The following is a 19,820-nucleotide window of genomic DNA, read 5'->3' on the forward strand; positions in this document are numbered from 1 at the left end:
GGCCCGCGGGCCTTCTCCGGCCCGCCGCCGCGTCAGTCGGCCGCGGCGCCGGGCAGCCACCGCTCGACCGCCTCGGCGGTGGAGCCCGCGTGGTCCTCGATGAGGGTGAAGTGGGTGCCCGGCACCTCGGCGCGTTCGTGCGCGCCGTTCCAGACGGCCTGCCAGTCGTCGAGGCCGGGGGCGAAGGGGTCCCTGGGCCGGACGAACAGCACCGGGGCGGCGAGCGCGCCCGGCAGGCAGTACGGGATCAGGTCGCTGTAGCGGCTCATGGCGGCGAGGCGGGCGGTGCCGAATCCGCCCACCGACGACTCGCGGTCGAGCAGGCCGTCGAACATCGCGCGGCGGAGGTGTTCCGTGTCGCCGTCGCCCAGGAGATAGGTGTCCAGCAGCACCACGCCGGAGGCCGGGCGTCCGGCCTTCTCCATCATCTCGGCCGCCGCGTGGGCGAGTTGTCCGCCGGAGGAGTACCCGAGGAGCACATAGGGCCGGTCGTCCCCGGCGACGGCCCGGCGGACGCCCTCGGTCACGACCTCCACCACCGCGTCCACGGACCGGGGCAGCGGCTCGCCGGGCACGAAGCCGGGCACGTCCGGCACCAGGACGTCGCGCCGCCCCTGGAAGTGCCGGGCGAACCGGGCGTACTGGTGGGCGCCGCCCAGCGCCATCGGCGAGGGCAGGCAGAGCAGGCGGGGGCCCGCGTCGCCGGTGGCCAGGCGCACCGGGTCCTTCGCCTCGCCGAACTCGGCCGCGGAGGAGAAGCCGGGCAGGATCTCGGCCACGGCGTGCAGCAGCGTCAGGGCGCGCTCCCAGCGGCCGTCGGCGGCGGCGCGGCGCACCAGCCCGCCGACCGACTGGAGGTCGTCGGCGCCGGCCGGTGCCGCCCCGCCGCCGTCGCCGCCGAGGCGTTCGCGCAGGTGCCCGGCGAGGGCGAGCGGGGTGCGGTGGTCGAACACGGCGCCGGCCGGGACGTCGAGGCCGAGCGCGGCGCCCAGCGCGGCGCGCAGTTCGGCGGCGGAGACCGAGTCCATGCCGATCTCCAGGAAGGGAGCGTCGGGTTCGACGTCCTCCGGTCCCCGGTGTCCGAGGATCGCGGCGGCCTGGGCGCGCACCAGGTCGGTCAGCAGGGCCTCCCGCCCGGCCGGCGGGGCCTGCGCCAGTCGCTGCCGGAGGGCGTGCGCGCCGGTGGGGCCGACGGCGCCGGCGTCCGCGGGTCCGACGGCGTCCGCGGGTCCGGCGGCGTCCGCGGGTCCGGCGGCGTCCGCGGGTCCGGCGGCGTCCGCGAGGGCCCGCTGGTCCGGGCGGTCGGGGACGAGCGGGACGTCGGCGTTCAGCCAGTACCGTTCGCGCTGGAACGCGTACGTGGGCGGCTCGGCGCGGAGCGTGCCGGGGAGGAGCGCGGGCCAGTCCAGCCGCAGTCCGTCGGCGTGCAGCCGGGCGAGACCGGTCAGCAGGGTCTCCGGCTCGCCGCCGCGGCGGCGGCCGAGGGCGACGAAGGCGGCGCCGTCCTCGCCCGCGGTCTCCCGCGCGAGGCCGGTCAGGACGGCGTCGGGGCCGATCTCGACGTAGCGGGTGACGCCCGAAGAGGCGAGGGCGGTGACGGCGTCGGCGAAGCGCACGGTGCGGCGCACGTGCCGCACCCAGTACTCCGGGTCGCGCAACTGCTCCCCGGTGGCGGGGCGGCCGGTGAGCGCCGACACCACCTCGACGCGCGGTTCGCGGAGGGCGAGCCGCCCGGCGACCGCGCGGAAGTCGTCGAGCATGCCGTCCATCAGCGGCGAGTGGAAGGCGTGCGAGACGCTGAGCCGCTTGGTCCTGGGGAACCGGGCGGCGGCGGCGAGCACCGCCTCGCGTTCCCCGGACAGCACCACCGACTCCGGTCCGTTGACCGCCGCGAGTCCCACCCGGTCGTCCAGCAGCGGCCGCACCTCGTCCTCGCCCGCCTGTACGGCGACCATCGCGCCGCCCTCGGGGAGCGCCTGCATGAGCCGGCCCCGGGCGCCGACCAGGGCGCACGCGTCGGCCAGGTCCAGCACTCCGGCGACATGGGCGGCGGCGAGCTCGCCGACGGAGTGCCCGGTCAGCACGTCGGGCCGTACGCCGAACGACTCCAGCAGCCGGAACAGGGCGACCTCGTAGGCGAACAGGGCGGCCTGCGCGTGCTGGGTACGGTGCACCGCCGCCGGGTCGTCGCCGCCCAGCACGCCCACCAGGTCCAGGCCGAGCAGGGCGTCGATCTCGTCGAAGGCCGCCGCGAACACCGGGTATGCCGCGCGGAGTTCGAGACCCATGCCGGGGCGCTGGGCGCCCTGCCCGGTGAAGAGGAACGCGGTGCGCCCGCCGGTGCGGGCCCGCCCGGTGACGACGCCCGGCGCGGGGCTGCCGTCGGCGAGGGCCCGGAGGCCGGCCAGCAGCCGGTCGCGGTCGGCGCCGACGACGGCGGCCCGGTGGCCGAGCGCGGCGCGGCGGGTGCCCAGGGCGCGCGCGACGGCGGACGGCGGCAGTTCGGGGTGGTCCCGCAGAAAGGCGTGCAGCCGTTCGGCCTGCGCGGGAAGCGCGCGTGCGGAGCGGGCGGACAGCGGCAACGCCACGGCCGGGGCTGCGGGTTCGGGTTCGGCGCCGGGCAGGTCCTCGTCGGGGGCCTCCTCCAGGATCACATGCGCGTTGGTCCCGCTGATCCCGAACGACGACACCCCCGCACGCCGGGGACGATCCCCCCGCACCCACTCCCGCCCCTCCGTCAACAACCGCACCCGCCCCGCACCCCAGTCCACCTTCCGCGACGGCTCATCCACATGCAACGTCGCCGGCAACCACCCCTCCCCCATCGCCAACACCATCTTCATCACACCCGCCACACCCGCAGCCGCCTGCGCATGCCCCACATTCGACTTCACCGAACCCAACCACAACGGATCCCCACCCTCACGATCCCGCCCGTACGTCGCCAACAACGCCTGCGCCTCGATCGGATCCCCCAACACCGTCCCCGTCCCATGCGCCTCCACCACATCCACCCCACCACCCGACACACCCGCAACCGCCAGAGCCTGACGAATCACCCGCTGCTGCGCCGGACCATTCGGCGCCGTCAACCCATTCGACGCACCATCCTGATTCACCGCCGAACCCCGCACCACCCCCCACACCCGATGCCCCCACCGCCGCGCATCCGACAACCGCTCCAACACCAGCACACCGAGTCCTTCCGAGAACCCGGTGCCGTCGGCGTCGTCGGAGAAGGACCGGCACCGGCCGTCCGGGGAGAGCCCGCCCTGGCGGCTGAACTCGACGTAGGTGCCCGGCGAGGCCATCACCGTCACCCCGCCCGCCAGGGCCAGGGTGCACTCCCCCCGCCGCAGCGCCTGCGCCGCCAGATGCAGCGCCACCAGCGACGACGAGCACGCCGTGTCCACGGTGAGCGCCGGACCCTCCAGACCCAGGGTGTAGGCGACCCGGCCGGAGACCACGCTGCCGGAGCCGAAGCTGCCGAAGTAGTCGTGGTACATGAGGCCCGCGAACACCCCGGTGCGGCTGCCGCGCAGCGACGTCGGGTCGATGCCCGCGTGCTCCAGCGCCTCCCAGGAGCCCTCCAGCAGCAGCCGCTGCTGCGGGTCCATGACCCGTGCCTCGTGCGGGCCGATGCCGAAGAACGCGGCGTCGAAGTCCCCCGCGTCGTACAGGAATCCGCCCTGCCGGGTGACGGAGCGGCCCGGGGTCCCGGGAACGGGGTCGTACAGCTCCGGGTCCCAGCCCCGGTCGTCGGGGAACGCGCCGATGCCGTCCACGCCGTCCCGGACGAGCCGCCACAGGTCCTGGGGCGAGCGGACGCCGCCCGGGTAGCGGCAGGCCATGCCGACGATCGCGACGGGTTCCCGGGCGGCGGCGGTCAGGGCGCGGTTGCGCTCCCGCAGCCGTTCGGTCTCCTTCAGCGAGGCGCGCAACGCCTCGACCAGCCTGGTGTCCGGCTTCTGGGGCTCGGCCATGATCCTCTTCCTTGTCACAGGGCGTCGTCGTCGCCGAGGTCGTCGAGCGCGAGGGTGATGAGGCTCTCGGCGTCCATCGCGTCGATCGAGGGGCGGCCGGGCTCGTCGTCCGCGGTCCGCGTCGGCGCGGGGCGTACTCCGGCGAGTTCGAGCAGCCCGTCGAGCAGTCCGGCCTCGCGGAGCCTCGCCACCGGAAGGGCTGCCAGCGCCGCCCGGACGGCGGCCTCCTCGTCATCCCGCCCGCCCGGTCCTCCGGCCGGTTCCCCGCCCGCGGGCGGGGCGAGTTCGGCGGCGAGGTGGTCGGTGAGCGCGAGGGGGCTGGGGTGGTCGAAGACGAGGGTGGCGGAGAGCCGGAGACCGGTCGCCTCGTTGAGCCGGTTGCGGAACTCGACGGCGGTCAGCGAGTCGAAGCCGAGGTCCTTGAAGGGCAGGTCCGCGTCGAACTCCTCGGTCCCGAGCACCTGCCGGGCCTCGTCCCGTACGAGTTCCAGCAGGCGGGCGGCCCGTTCCGCCGGCGTGCGCGCGGCCAGCTCGCCGCGGAGCGCGGCGGAGGCGGCCGTCGTGGCGGCTCCGGCGCGGCGCGGGGTGCGCACCAGGCCGCGCAGCAGCGGGGCGACCCGGTGGGCGTCCGGCGCGTTCAGGTCGAGGCGGGCGGGCAGCAGGACCGGTTCCTCGCGTCCCACCGCCGTGTCGAACAGGTCCAGGCCCGCCCGCGCGTCGAGGGCGCGTACGCCGCCGGAGGCCATCCGGTGGGTGTCGGCGGTGTCGAGCCGGTCCGCCATGCCGCCGCTGCCCGCCCACGCGCCCCAGGCGAGGGAGACGGCGGGCAGTCCCAGGGACCTGCGGTACGCGGCGAGGGCGTCGAGGAAGGCGTTGCCGGCGGCGTACCCGGACTGGCCCGGGCTGCCGAGCAGGCCAGCCGCGGACGAGAACAGCACGAACGCCGTCAGGGGCCGGTCCGCGGTGAGTTCGTGCAGGTGCCAGGCGGCGTCCAGCTTGGGCCGCAGCACGGTGTCCAGCCGTTCGGGCGTGACCGAGGTGAGGACGGCGTCGGCGAGGACGCCCGCGGTGTGCACCACGGCGGTGACCGGGTGGTCGTCGAGGACCCGGGCGAGGGCGGCGCGGTCGGCGGCGTCGCAGGCGGCGACGGTCACCCGGGCGCCGAGGGCGGTCAGCTCCTCGCGCAGTTCGGCGGCGCCCGGCGCGTCGGCGCCGGTGCGGCTGAGCAGGACCAGCCGGGTGGCGCCGTGCGCGGTGACCAGGTGGCGGGCCACCAGTCGGCCGAGGGCGCCGGTGCCGCCGGTGATCAGGACGCCGCCCGACCAGTCGACCGGTTCCGGGGCGGCGCGGCGCGGCGCGCGCACCAGCCTCGGGACGCTCACCGTTCCCTCGCGCAGAGCGAGTTGAGGTTCGCCGGAGGCGACGGCGGAGGGCAGCAGGCGGCGGGAGGCGTCGGTGTCGTCGAGGTCGGCGAGGACGATCCGGTCGGGGTGCTCGGACTGGGCGGAGCGGAGCAGGCCCCATGCGGCGGCGGCGCCGGGGTCGGTGGTCCCGGCGGGGCCGGTGGCGCCCCGGGTGGTGACGACCAGGCCGGTGCCGTCGAACCGTTCGTCGGCCAGCCAGTCCTGCACCGTGGCCAGCAGCCGCCCGGTCGCGGCCCGGATCTCCTCGGGGCGCTCGCCGCCGGAGTGCGGGACGACCAGGACGTCGGGGGCCTGGGCGGCGGCCTCCGCCGGCCCGGCGGCGACGGTGACCTCGGCGGTCTCCCCAGCCAGCGCGGCGGCCAGGGTCTCGTGGCCCGCGCCGAGCACGGTCCACCGGCCCGCCTGGGGGGCGGCCGGTACGGGGGCGGGCGCCCAGTCGAGGGCGAACAGGTCGTCGTGGCCGTCGGCGGCGGCCGCGGCGATCCGCGCGGGGTCGGCCTCCCGCAGCGTCAGCGACGCGACGCGGGCCACCGGCCGCCCGGCGGCGTCGGCGGCGTCGACGCGCACCGCGCCCGGCTCCAGCGGGGCGATCCGCACCCGCAGGGCCTTCGGGGCATCGGCGTACAGGGCGACGCCGTTCCAGGAGAACGGCAGCGCCATCCGCTCCGGGGCCCCGGCGCGCAGCCCGACGGCGTGCAGCGCGGAGTCGAGCAGGGCCGGGTGCAGGGCGAACGGGGCGTCGCCGGTGTCGACGGCGACCTCGGCGTACACCTCGTCGCCGGAGCGCCAGGCGGCGCGCAGCCCCCGGAAGCGGGGCCCGTACTCGGCGCCGAGTGCGGCGAGCCGGTCGTAGACGCCGTCCACGTCGACCGGTTCGGCGCCGGGGGGCGGCCAGGCGGTCAGGTCGTGGGCGGGCTCCGGGGCGGCGGGGCGCAGGGTGCCGGTGGCGTGGGCGGTCCAGGGCTCGCCGTCGCCGCGCGCGGCGTACACCTGGAAGGCGCGGGCACCGGTGGTGTCCGGTTCGCCGACGGTGCACTGGAGGCGGACGGCGCCGTTCCCGGGCAGCGGCAGGGGTTCCGCGAGGGTCAGTTCGTCGACCACGGGGCAGTCCAGCCGGGCCCCGGCGGCGAGCGCCATCTCGACGAACGCCGTGCCCGGCAGCAGCGGTACGCCGCCGACGGCGTGGTCGGCCAGCCACGGCTGGGCGGCGAGGGAGAGCCGCGCGGTGTACAACGTGGCGTCGGCGTCGGCGCGTTCGACGGCGGCGCCGAGCAGCGGGTGGCCGGCGGCGGGGGCCGTCGCGGCCGGGTCGCCGGCCATCCAGTAGGAGCGGCGCTGGAAGGCGTAGGTGGGCAGGTCGGAGCCGTCGCGATGGGGCAGCAGTCCGGCCCAGTCGACGGCGGCCCCGTGCACGTGCAGGGCGGCGAGCCCGGCGACGAGTGCCTCGGGCTCCGGCCGGTCCTTGCGCTGGAGCGCGACGACGGCGCAGTCCTCGGGCAGGCAGTCCCCGGCGGCGGAGGTGAGCGCGGCGCCGGGCCCGACCTCGGCGAAGTGCCGTGCGCCCGCGTCGTGCAGGCGGGTCACGGCGTCCGCGAAGCGGACCGCCTCGCGGGCGTGCCGCACCCAGTGGTCGGGGGCGGCCAGTTCGCCCGCGGTGGCCGGGGCCCCGGTGAGGGTGGACACCAGCGGGATGCGCGGCGGGCCGTACGTCACCGACTCGGCGACCTCGCGGAACTCCTGGAGCATCGGTTCCATCAGGGCGGAGTGGAAGGCGTGGCTGACGGTCAGTTCCCTGGTGCGCTCGAAGCGGGCGGCGAGCGCGCGGGCCGGTCCGGCGGGGCCGGAGACCACGACGGACGCGGGCCCGTTGACGGCGGCGATGCCGACGCCGTCCGCGAGCAGCGGCGCGACCTCGTCCTCCGCGGCGCGTACGGCGATCATCACGCCGCCCTCGGGGAGCGCCTGCATCAGGCGGCCCCGGGCGGCGACGAGCCGGCAGGCGTCCTGGAGCCCGAGGACGCCGGCGGCGTGGGCGGCGGCGAACTCGCCGACGGAGTGCCCGGCCAGCAGGTCGGGCCGTACGCCGAACGACTCCAGCAGCCGGAACAGGGCCACCTCGAAGGCGAACAGGGCGGGCTGGGTGTACTCGGTGCGCTCCAGCAGCGCGGCGGAGCCGAGGGCGTCGGCGAGCGGCCGGTCCAGCAGCGGGTCCAGCTGGGCGCGGACCTCGTCGAGGGCGGCGGCGAAGACGGGGAAGGCGGCGGCGAGTCCGGCGCCCATGCCGGGCAGTTGGGAGCCCTGGCCGGAGAAGAGCAGGGCCAGCTTGCCGTCGGCGGCGGCGCCGGTGGCGCCGGTGGGCGGGGTGCGGCCCTCGGCGAGCGCCCGCAGTCCGGCGGCCAGGTCCTCGCGGGTGCGTCCGACGACGGCGGCGCGGTGGCCGAGCGCGGTGCGGGCGTGGGCGAGGGCGCCGGCGATCCGGTGCGGGTCGGCGTCCGGGGCGCCGGTCAGATGGTCCAGCAGCCGGCCGGCCTGGGCGCGCAGCGCCTGCGGGGTGTGCCCGGACAGCAGCCAGGGCACGGTCCCGGCGGGCGGCTCCGGGGCCGAAGCGGCCTGTGCCGCGGCGGGCACGGCCCGGGCGTCGGACGGGGCGGCCCGCGTCCCGGGGGGCGTGGCCGGCTCCTCGGAGGGTGCGGCCTCGACGATGACGTGGGCGTTGGTGCCGGAGATGCCGAAGGAGGAGACGCCCGCGCGGCGCGGCCGGCCCGGGTCCGGCCAGGGGCGGGACTCGGTGAGCAGCCGCACGTTGGCGCCCTCCCACTCCACGTGCCGGGAGGGCCGGTCGACGCCGAGGCTGGCCGGCAGGGTCTCGTTGCGGATCGCCTGCACCATCTTGATGACGCCCGCGACCCCGGCGGCGGCCTGGGTGTGGCCCAGGTTGGACTTGACCGAGCCCAGCCACAGGGGCCGTTGCTCGGTGTGCTCGGCGCCGTAGGTGGCGATGAGGGCCTGGGCCTCGATGGGGTCGCCGAGGGTGGTGCCGGTGCCGTGCGCCTCGACCACGTCGACGTCGGCGGCGGCGACCCCGGCGGTTTCGAGGGCGCGGCGGATGACGCGTTGCTGGGCGGGGCCGTTGGGGGCGGTGATGCCGTTGGAGGCGCCGTCCTGGTTGACGGCGGTGCCGCGCAGCACGGCGAGGATCCGGCGGCCGTTGCGGCGGGCGTCGGAGAGCCGTTCCAGCAGCAGGACGCCCGCGCCCTCGCCGAAGCCGGTGCCGTCGGCGGCGTCCGCGAAGGGGCGGCAGCGGCCGTCGCGGGACAGGCCGCGGTGGCGGCTGAACTCCACGAACGTGCCCGGGGTGGCCATGACGGTCACGCCGCCGGCCAGGGCGAGGGAGCAGTCGCCCTGCCGCAGCGCCTGGGCGGCCAGGTGCAGGGCCACCAGCGAGGAGGAGCAGGCGGTGTCGACGGAGAGCGTCGGCCCCTCCAGGCCGAGGGTGTAGGCCACCCGGCCGGAGACCACGCTGCCGGAGCCGAAGCTGCCGAAGTAGTCGTGGTACATCACCCCGGCGAAGACGCCGGTGTCGGAGCCGCGCAGGGCGGCCGGGTCGATGGAGGCGCGTTCCAGGGCCTCCCAGGAGGTCTCCAGCAGCAGTCGCTGCTGCGGGTCGGTGACCAGCGCCTCCTCCTCGTCCATGCCGAAGAAGGCGGGGTCGAAGTCCGCCGCTTCGTGGAGGAAGGCGCCGTGCCGGGTGTAGCTGGTGCCGGGCCGGTCCAGGGTCGGGTCGTACAGGGTCTCGATGTCCCAGCCCCGGTCGGCGGGGAACTCCCCGACGGCGTCGCGGCCCTCGGCCACCAGCCGCCACAGGTCCTCCGGCGAGGCGATGTCGCCGGGGAAGCGGCAGGCCATGCCGACGATGGCGACGGGTTCGTCGTCGGCGGCGGCCCGGGCGGGGCCTCCGGGGGCGGTTGCGGGGGCGTCGAGGGCGCCGGTCAGTTCGCCGAGCAGATAGCGGGCGAGCTCCGCCGGGGTGGGGTGGTCGAAGACCAGCGTGGCGGGCAGTCGCAGCCCGGTCGCGGCGGCGAGGCCGTTGCGCAGCTCCACCGCGGCCAGCGAGTCGAAGCCGAGTTCCCGGAAGGCGAGGGTGCGGCCGACGTCCTGGGCGGAGCGGTAGCCGAGGAGGGTGGCGACGCGGCTTTGGACGAGTTCGGTGAGGAACGGTTCGCGCTCGGGTTCCAGCAGCGCGGCGAGCCGGTCGCGCAGCGGGGCCGCGCCGGACGCCCCGGCGGGACCGGCGGCGGAGGCGCGCCGTGCCGGCACCAGGCCGCGGAACAGCGGGGCGAGGGCGTCGGCCTGGGCGCGCAGCGCGGCGGTGTCGAGGCGCACCGGCAGGACGGCGGGGTCGTCGCCGCGCAGGGCCGCGTCGAACAGGGCCAGCCCGTCCTCGGTCGCCAGCGGGGCGACCCCGCCCCGGGCGATGCGTGCCCGGTCGTTGTCGTCGAGGGCGCCGGTCATGCCGCTCGCCCGGTCCCACAGGCCCCAGGCCAGGGAGTGCGCGGGCAGGCCCCGGTGCCGCCGGTACCCGGCGAGGGCGTCGAGGTAGGCGTTGGCGGCGGCGTAGTTGGCCTGGCCCGGGGAGCCGAGGGTCGCGGCGGACGAGGAGAACAGCACGAACGCCGACAGGCCGAGGTCCGCGGTGAGTTCGTGCAGGTTCCAGGCCGCGTCGACCTTGGGCCGGAAGACCGCGTCGACGCGTTCGGGGGTGAGGGAGGCGAGTACGCCGTCGGCCAGCACGCCGGCCGCGTGGATCACGGCGGTCAGCGGGCGGTCGGCGGGGATCGCGGCGAGGACGGCGGCGAGCGCGTCCCGGTCAGCGACGTCGCAGGCGGCGGTGGTGACCTCGGCGCCCAGCGCGGTCAGTTCGGAGACGAGCGCCTCGGGGGCGCCGCTCCGGCTGAGCAGCAGCAGATGCCGCACGCCCCGCTCGCCCACCAGGTGACGGGCGACGACGCCGCCGAGGGCGCCGGTCGCGCCGGTCAGCAGGACGGTGCCGGCGCCGAGCCCGGAATCGATGACGGCCGGTTCGGTGAGCGCGGGTTCGGCGGGGGCGACGGCGTCGCGGCGGCCGGTGGCCCCCGCGCCGGGCGTCGGCCCGGGCCGCTCCGGCCCGGGGGCCGCGACCCGGGCCAGGCGCGGCACGTGCCAGGCGCCGTCGCGCAGCGCGAGGTGCGGCTCGCCGGTGGCGACGGCCTCGGCGATGCGGGCGGGGTCGGGGGCGGTGTCCGTCGCCTCCCCGGCGCCGGTCCCGTCCCCGGAGCCGGTCTCGATCAGGACGATGCGGCCGGGGTTCTCCGACTGGGCCGAGCGGACCAGGCCGCCGACCGCGGCTCCCGCCGGGTCGGCGCCGGTGACGACGACCAGGGTGCGGTCGCCGCCGTGTCCGCCGGTACCTTCTTCCCCACCGGGCCGTTCGCCGTCGGGCCGTTCGTCGGTAAGCCGGGCGCGCAGCTCGTCGAGCACGGCGGTGACGGCCGCGCGCGTCCCGGCGGCGTCGGCCCCCGCCGGGGCGCGCAGCACCACCAGGTCCTCGGCCGCGGGCGCCGGCCCGGCCGGGGCTGGCGCGGGCGTCCAGTCGACCCGGTACAGCGCGCCGGAGCGGGCGGACCGGGCGGCGGCGTCGACCGTGTCGGCGCGCAGCGGGCGCAGGGTGAGGGAGTCGACCGTGGCGACCGGGTCGCCGGCGGGGTCGGTGAGCGTGAGCGAGACGGCGCCCTCGCCCAGAATACGGACCTTCACGCGCAGCGCGGTGGCGCCGGAGGCGTGCAGCCGTACGCCGGACCAGGCGAACGGCAGCAGCGCCTGGTCGCCCGCGGCGTCGGTGAGGCCGAGGGTGTGCAGGGCGGCGTCCGACAGGGCCGGGTGCAGGCCGAAGCCGTCGGCGGGGGCGTCGGTGGCGACCTCGGCGTAGAGGGCGTCCTCGGTGCGCCAGGCGGCGCGCAGCCCCTGGAACAGCGGGCCGTAGCCGAGGCCGAGGGCGGCGAGTTCGTCGTACAGGCCGTCCAGCGGGACCGGGGCGGCGCCCTGCGGGGGCCAGGAGGTGAGCGGTTCGACGACGGCGGGCAGGCTGCCGGTGGCGGCGAGCAGGCCGTCGGCGTGCCGGGTCCAGGGCAGTTCCTCGTCGGTGCTCTCCGGGCGGGACCAGAGGGACAGCGGGCGGGTGACCCCGTCGGGCGGGCCGACGACGGCCTGGAGCTGGACCGCGCCGTGGTCGGGCAGGACCAGCGGGGCGTGCAGAGTGAGTTCGGCGAGGTCGCCGCAGCCGACCTGGTCGCCCGCGCGCAGGGCGAGTTCGAGGTGTCCGGTGCCGGGGAACAGCAGTCGGCCGGCGACCCGGTGGTCGTTCAGCCAGGGGTGGGTGCCGGCGGAGATCCGGCCGGTGAGGACGGCTTCGCCGCTGTCGGCCCGGACCACGGCGGCGCCGAGGAGCGCGTGGTCGGTGGCCGCCAGACCGGCGGCGGTGACGTCGGCGCCGCCGGCGGTGCTGTCCAGCCAGTACCACTCGCGCTGGAAGGCGTACGGCGGCAGCGGGACGCGGCGGGGGCGGCGGCCCTCGGCGACGGTGGCCCAGTCCACGGCGGCGCCGTGGGTGAACGCCTCGCCCAGGGCGGTGAGCAGCCGGTCCCGGCCGCCCTCGTCGCGGCGCAGCGAGCCGACGGCGGCCACCGCGTCGTCGGTCTCCTGGATGCCGACGGTGAGCACCGGGTGCGGGCTGCACTCGATGAACAGGGCGTGTCCCTCGGCGACGGCGCCGCGTACCGCCTGCTCGAACAGCACGGTGCCGCGGAGGTTGGTGTACCAGTACGCGGCCCCGAGCTCGGCGGTATCGAGCGCCGTGCCGGTGACGGTGGAATAGAAGGGGACGTCGGCGGAGCGCGGACGGATGCCGTCGAGCGCCTGGGCGAGGCGTTCGCGGAGGGTCTCCACATGGGCGCTGTGGGAGGCGTAGTCCACCGGCAGCCGCTTGGCACGGACGTGCTCGGCGCGCAACCGGGCGAGGAGTTCGTCGAGGGCGTCGGAGTCGCCGGAGACGACGGTGGAGGCGGTGCCGTTGACGGCGGCGACGGAGAGCCGGCCGTCCCACGCGGCGATCCGGGCGCGGACCCGATCGGCCCCCTCGCCGACGGACATCATGCCGCCGGAGCCGGAGAGCAGTTCGGCGATGGCCCGGGAGCGCAGCGCGACCACGCGCGCGCCGTCGTCCAGGGAGAGCGCGCCCACCGCGCAGGCGGCGGCGATCTCGCCCTGGGAGTGGCCGATGACCGCGGCCGGGGTGACGCCGTGGGCGCGCCAGGTGTGGGCCAGCGACACCATGACCGCCCACAGCAGCGGCTGGACGACGTCGACCCGGTCGAGCCGGCCGCGCAGTTCGGCGGTGAAGTCCCAGTCGGTGTGCGGCTTCAGGGCGTCGGCGCACTCGGCCATGCGGGCGGCGAACACCGGGGACTCCGCGAGGAGCCGGGTGGCCATGCCGGACCACTGGGAGCCCTGGCCGGGGAAGACGAAGACCGGCCGGGCGCGTCCGGCGGCGGTGCCCTGGTGGAGGTCGCGAGCGGTGTCCCCGGTGGTCAGCGCGGTGAGCGCGGCGCGCAGTCCGGCGGGGTCGGCGCCGGTGACCGCGGCCCGGTGGGGGTGATGGGCGCGGGTGGTCGCCAGCGACCACCCGACGTCGGAGGGGTCGAGGCCGGGGTGGGCGTCGAGGTGGGCGAGGAGCGCGGCGGCCTGCCCGGCGAGCGCGGCGGGCGACTTCGCGGTGAGCAGCCAGGGAACGGCGAGTTCCGGCACGGAGTCTTCCGGGGCGGCGAGTTCCGGCACGGCGGATTCCGAAACGGTGGATTCCGGGGCGGGGCCTCGCGGAGTGGCGGCTTCCAGGGCCGCCGGGGCGGGGTTGGCCACCGGTTCGCCGGTCCGCGCAGCCGGTTCCGCCTCCGGGGCCTGTTCGAGGACGACATGGGCGTTGGTGCCACTGATCCCGAAGGACGACACCCCGGCGCGGCGCGGACGTCCGGCGTCCGGCCAGGGCCGCTCCTCCGTCAGCAGGCGTACCTGCCCGGCCTCCCAGTCCACCTTGGTGGACGGCCGGTCGACATGCAGGGTCCTGGGCAGGGTGCCGTGGCGCATCGCCTGCACCATCTTGATGACACCCGCGACCCCGGCGGCGGCCTGGGTGTGCCCGATGTTGGACTTGACGGAGCCCAGCCACAGCGGCCGGTCCTCGGGCCGGTCCTGACCGTACGTGGCCAGCAGCGCCTGCGCCTCGATCGGGTCGCCGAGGGTGGTGCCGGTGCCGTGCGCCTCCACCGCGTCGACGTCGGCGGGGGTCAGCCGGGCGTTCTCCAGGGCCTGGTGGATGACGCGTTCCTGGGAGGGGCCGTTGGGGGCGGTCAGCCCGTTGGACGCGCCGTCCTGGTTGACGGCGGTGCCGCGGACGACGGCGAGCACCGGGTGGCCGTGGCGGCGGGCCTCCGAGAGGAGCTCCACCACCAGCACGCCGACGCCCTCGCCCCACACCGTGCCGCCGGCCGCGTCCGCGAAGGCGCGGGTGCGGGCGTCGGGGGCCAGCGCGCCCTGCCGGCTGAACTCGACGAAGGTCTCCGGGGTCGCCATCACCGCGACGCCGCCGACCAGCGCGAGCGAGGACTCGCCCTGGCGCAGCGACTGTCCGGCCAGGTGGAGCGCCACCAGCGAGGAGGAGCAGGCGGTGTCGACGGACAGCGACGGCCCCTCCAGGCCGAGGGTGTAGGCGACCCGGCCGGAGATGATGCTGCCGGATCCGAAGCTGCCGAAGTAGTCGTGGTACTGCACGCCCGCGAACACGCCGGTGGGGCTGCCCTTGAGGGAGAGCGGGTCGATGCCGGCGTTCTCCAGCGCCTCCCAGGAGGTCTCCAGCAGCAGCCGCTGCTGCGGGTCGGTGACCAGCGCCTCCTTGGGGCTGATGCCGAAGAACGCGGCGTCGAACTCGCCCGCGTCGTAGAGGAATCCGCCCTCGCCGACGTAGGAGGTGTCGGGGCGCCGCCGGGTGGGGTCGACGACGCGGTCCACGTCCCAGCCCCGGTTGGCGGGGAAGCCGCCGATGCCGTCGGCGCCGTCGGCGACCAGCCGCCACAGGTCCTGCGGGGAGCGGACGCCGCCCGGGTAGCGGCAGGCCATGCCGACGATCGCCAGCGGCTCGTCGGCGCGGGCCCGGCGGGTGCGGCGGGTGCGGCGGTCGGCGGCGCCCGTCCCCGTACCGGCGATCAGGGTGCCGAGGTGCGCGGCGAGCGCCTCGGGCGAGGGGTGGTCGAAGACGAGGGTGGCGGGCAGCCGCTGCCCGGTCTCCGCGGAGAGGGAGTTGCGCAGCTCGATCGCGGCGAGCGAGTCGAAGCCGAGTTCCTTGAAGGCGCGGTCGGTCTCCACGGTGTCGGCCCCGGCGTGTCCGAGGACGGCGGCGACATGGACGCGGACGGTGTGCAGCAGCGCGTCGGCGCGCTCGGTCCCGCCGAGGGCGGCCATGCGCTCGGCGAAGGTGGATCCGGCGCCCTCGGCGGCGGCCGTCCTGCGTACCGTGCGGCCCGCCAGCGCCTGGAGCACCGGGGCGAGTTCGCCGCCCTGCGCGCGCAGCGCGGACGGGTCGAGGCGCACCGGGGCCAGGGCCGCGCGGCCGGTGCGCAGGGCCCGGTCGAACAGGGCGGTGCCGTCCTCGGCGGACAGCGGGGTCATGCCGCCGCGGGACATGCGGGCGAGGTCGGCCTCGCCCAGCGCGCCGGTCATGCCGCCCGTCGGGGCCCAGGGACCCCAGGCCAGGGAGAGGGCGGGCGAGCCGTGGGCGCGGCGGTGGGCGGCGAGCGCGTCCAGGACGGCGTTGGCGGCGGCGTAGTTGCCCTGGCCGGGGGCGCCGAGGGTCCCGGCGACGGAGGAGAACAGCACGAACGCGGACAGGTTCCGCCGAGCCGTCAGTTCGTGGAGGTGGAGGGCGCCGAGCGCCTTGGGCGCGAGAACGGCGTCGATCCGCTCGGGGGTCAGGGCGGAGACCACGCCGTCGTCGAGGACGCCCGCCGCGTGCACGACGGCGGTGAGCGGCCGGTCCCCGGGGATGGCGGCGAGGACGGCGGCGAGGGCGTCGCGGTCCGCGACGTCGCAGGCGTGCGCGGTGGCGTCGGCGCCGAGCGCGGCGAGTTCGGCGATCAGTTCGCCGGCGGCGCCGCTCCGGCTGACCAGGGCGAGGTGGCGTACGCCGTGGGCGCGGACCAGGTGCCGGGCGAGCACCGGGCCGAGTCCGCCGGTGGCGCCGGTGATCAGCACGGTGCCGTCGGGGTCGAGGGCGGGCGCCGGGCCGTCGCCGGGCGTGCCGGCGCGTACGAGCCGGGCCGCGCGGGCGGCGCCGGAGCGGACCGCGATCTGCGGTTCGCCGGAGGCCAGGACGGCGGGCAGCAGGGTCTCGGCGTCGACGCCGGGTTCGAGGTCGAGCAGCACGCACCGGCCGGGGTTCTCGGACTGGGCGGAGCGCACCAGGCCCCATACGGCTGCGCCGGCCAGGTCGGGCGCGTCCTCGCCGTCGGTGGAGACGGCGCCCCGGGTGACGACGGCGAGCGGGCGCGGGTCGTCGTCCTGGAGGGCGGCGAGCGCGGTGCGCAGCGCGGCGCGCACCGCGTCGGCGTCGGCGCCGGGCGCGGTCTCCAGCAGCCGGTGGCCGGGGGCGGGGGCGTCGGCGTCCAGGGTCAGCGGCTGCCAGACGAGGGCGAACAGGGCGTCGGCGGCGGGGTCGTGGCCGTCGTCCGGCCGGGTCAGCGGGCGGGAGGCCAGGGAGGCGACGGTGGCGACCGGGGTGCCCGTGGGGTCGGCCAGGTCGACGGCGAAGGTGTGGTCGCCGGTGGGCGTCATGCGGGCGCGCAGGGCGGAGGCGCCGACGGCGTGCAGGGTGACGCCGGTGAAGGCGAACGGCAGCCGGGCGGTCTCGTCGCCGGAGCCATCGCCGAGCAGGGCCAGGGCGTGCAGGGCGGCGTCGAAGGCGGCCGGGTGCAGGCCGAAGCGGGGGGCGTCGGCGGCGGGCCGTTCCGGGAGCCGGACCTCGGCGTACAGCGTGTCGCCGTCCCGCCAGGCGGCGGTCAGGGCGCGGAAGACGGGGCCGTACTCCAGGCCGGCGGCGGCGTGCCGCTCGTACAGGCCGGTGAGGTCGAGTTCCTCGGCGTCCTGCGGGGGCCAGGCGTCCAGCCGGGCGCCGGGGGCGGCGGTGGGGTCGGTGAGCAGGCCGGAGGCGTGCAGGGTCCAGGGGGCGTCGGCGGGCAGTCCCTCGGCGCGCGCGTGGATCTGGACGGTGCGGGCCCCGGCGGGGTCGGGGGCGCCGACGGCGACCTGGACGCGGACGCCGTCGTCGGGCGGCAGCGCCAGCGGCACTTCCAGGGTCAGTTCCTCCAGCCGGCCGTAGCCGACCTGGTCGCCGGCCCGGACCGCGAGTTCCACCACGGCGGTGCCGGGCACCACGACCGAGCCGCCGACGACGTGGTCGGCGAGCCAGGGGTGGGTGCGCACCGAAAGCCGGCCGGTGAGCACGGCCGCGTCGGAGTCGGCGAGCACGGTGGCGGCGCCGAGCAGCGGGTGGTCGGCGGGGTCGAGTCCGGCGGCGCCGACGTCGCCGACCGGGGCGGCGGTCTCGGGCCAGAACCGTTCGCGCCGGAAGGCGGTGGTGGGCAGGTCGACGGTGCGGGCGCCGCTGAACAGCGCCTCCCAGCGCGGGCCGTGGCCGGCGACGTGCAGCCGGGCGAGGGCGGTGAGCAGGGTCTCGGTCTCGCCCCGTTCGCGGCGGGCGGCGGCGGCCAGGACGGCGTCGCGGCCGGAACCGGAGCCGGTGGCTCGGGCGTCGGCGTCGTCGGCGGCCAGGCATTCGCGGGCCATGGCGGTCAGCACCGCGTCGGGGCCGATCTCCAGGTAGCGGGTGACGCCCTGGGCGGCGAGGGTGCGGATCCCGTCGTGGAAGCGGACGGTCTCGCGCACGTGCCGCACCCAGTGGTCGGGGGTGGTGACGTCCGGGCCGGCGAGCGCGCCGGTGAGGTGGGAGACGAGGGGGACGGCCGGCCGGTGGAAGGTCAGGGTCTCCACCACGGACCGGAACTCGTCCAGCATGGGTTCCATCAGCGGCGAGTGGAAGGCGTGCGACACCTTCAGCCGGCGGCTCCGCTCGAACCGGGCGGCGATCGCCTCGGCCTCGGCGGCGTCGCCGGAGATCACGACGGAGCCGGGCCCGTTGACGGCGGCCAGCCCGACCCGGTCGGTGAGCAGCGGCCGGACCTCGTCCTCGGAGGCGCGCAGGGCGATCATGGCGCCGCCCTCGGGAAGGGCCTGCATCAGCCGGCCGCGGGCCGCCACCAGGGCGGTGGCGTCCGCCAGGTCCAGTACGCCCGCGACATGGGCGGCGGTGATCTCGCCGACGGAGTGCCCGGCGAGGTAGTCGGGTTCCAGGCCCCAGGACTCCACCAGCCGGTACAGGGCGGTCTCGAAGGCGAACAGCGCGGTCTGGGTGCGGGCGGTGCGGTTGAGCGGCTCGGGGTCGTCGCCGAGGACCAGGGCGCGCAGTTCGTCGTCGCCGGACCGATCGCAGATCTCGTCGAAGGCGCGGGCGAAGACCGGGAAGCGCGCGTACAGTTCGCGGCCCATGCCGGGGCGCTGGGAGCCCTGCCCGCTGAACAGGAAGGCGGTCTGTCCCTTGCGCACGCGTCCCAGCGCGGCGGCCGGGCCGCCCTCGGCGAGCCGGGTCGCGGCGTCGAGCAGCGCGGCCCGGTCGGCGCCGAAGAGCACGGCCCGGTGCGGGTGGGCGGTGCGGGTGGCGGCCAGGGAGTGCGCCACGTCGACGGGGTCCTGGTCGGTGACGGCGGCGGCCAGGCGGGCGGCCTGTTCGCGCAGGGCCTGTTCGGTGCGGCCGGAGAGCACCCACGGCACCAGCGGCGGCGCGGTGCGCGGGGCGGGCGGCTCGGCCGGCGGCTCGTCGGCCGGGGCCTCCTCCAGGATGGTGTGGGCGTTGGTGCCGCTGGCGCCGAACGAGGAGACGGCGGCACGGCGGGGCCGTCCCGGGTCGGTCCAGGGGCGGTTGGCGGTGAGCAGGCGGACGTCGCCCCGCGCCCAGTCGACCTTGGTGGACGCCTCCTCGGCGTGCAGGGTCCGGGGCAGTACGGCGTGCCGCATCGCCATGACGGCCTTGATGATCCCGGCGACGCCTGCGGCGGCCTGGGTGTGCCCGATGTTGGACTTGACGGAGCCCAGCCACAGCGGCCGGTCCTCGGGCCGGTCCTGACCGTACGTGGCCAGCAGCGCCTGGGCCTCGATCGGGTCGCCGAGGGTGGTGCCGGTGCCGTGCGCCTCCAGGAGGTCGACGTCGGCGGGGGTGAGGCGGGCGGAGGCCAGCGCCGCGCGGATGACGCGTTGCTGGGAGGGGCCGTTGGGGGCGGTCAGCCCGTTGGAGGCGCCGTCCTGGTTGACGGCGGAGCCCCGGATGAGGGCGAGCACCTGGTGGCCGTTGCGGCGGGCGTCGGAGAGCCGTTCCAGCAGCAGCATGCCCGCGCCCTCGCCCCAGCCGGTGCCGTCGGCGGCGTCCGCGAAGGACTTGCAGCGGCCGTCCGGGGCGAGCCCACGCTGGCGGCTGAAGGCGATGAAGGCGTTGGGGGTGGACATGACGGTGGCGCCGCCCGCGAGCGCGAGGGTGCACTCCTGGCCGCGCAGGGCCTGCACGGCCAGGTGCACGGCGACCAGCGCGGAGGAGCAGGCGGTGTCGACGGTGACGGCCGGGCCCTCCAGCCCGAGGGTGTAGGAGATGCGGCCGGAGATCACCGCGGCCAGGGCGCCGGTGCCGAGCGCGGCCTCCGTGTCCTGCTCCATCCTCGCCAGCAGGTCGCGGTAGTCCTGGCCGTTGGTGCCGGCGAACACCCCGACGCGGGCGCCGTGCACGGAGTCGGGGGCGATGCGGGCGCGTTCCAGCGCCTCCCACGACACCTCCAGCAGCAGCCGCTGCTGGGGGTCCATGGCGACCGCCTCGCGCGGGCTGATGCCGAAGAACTCCGGGTCGAAGCCCGCCGCGTCGGCCAGGAAGCCGCCGCGCCGGGTGTACGTCTTCCCGGTGGCGTCCGGGTCCGGGTCGTAGAGGGCGTCGGCGTCCCAGCCCCGGTCGGCGGGGAAGTCGCCTATGGCGTCGGCTCCGTCGTGGACGAGCCGCCAGAACTCCTCGGGCGTGGTGACCCCGCCGGGGAAGCGGCAGCTCATCGCGACGACGGCGATGGGTTCCCGGTCCTGCGTCTCCGCCTCGCGCAGCCGCTGACGGGTCTGGTGCAGATCGGCGGAGACCCGCTTGAGGTAGGACAGCAGCTTTTCGTCGTTGGTCATCGGGTGTCGCCAC

2 protein-coding genes are annotated in these 19,820 nt (G+C 77.2%); both read right to left on the reverse strand.

The genetic code is table 11. From position 1 onward, the window contains the following. Positions 1–32: 32 nt before the first annotated feature. Positions 33–3,983: a type I polyketide synthase gene (locus WA762_RS16225; protein WP_443080604.1), complete on the reverse strand. Its 3,951-nt coding sequence runs from the start codon at positions 3,981–3,983 to the stop codon at positions 33–35. Between the two features lie 14 nt (positions 3,984–3,997). Beyond that, positions 3,998–19,807: a type I polyketide synthase gene (locus WA762_RS16230; protein WP_335936422.1), complete on the reverse strand. Its 15,810-nt coding sequence runs from the start codon at positions 19,805–19,807 to the stop codon at positions 3,998–4,000. Between the last annotated feature and the right edge of the window lie 13 nt (positions 19,808–19,820).

Origin of the sequence: Streptomyces tyrfis (assembly GCF_037034285.1) — a bacterium.
Taxonomy (GTDB): Bacteria; Actinomycetota; Actinomycetes; order Streptomycetales; family Streptomycetaceae; genus Streptomyces.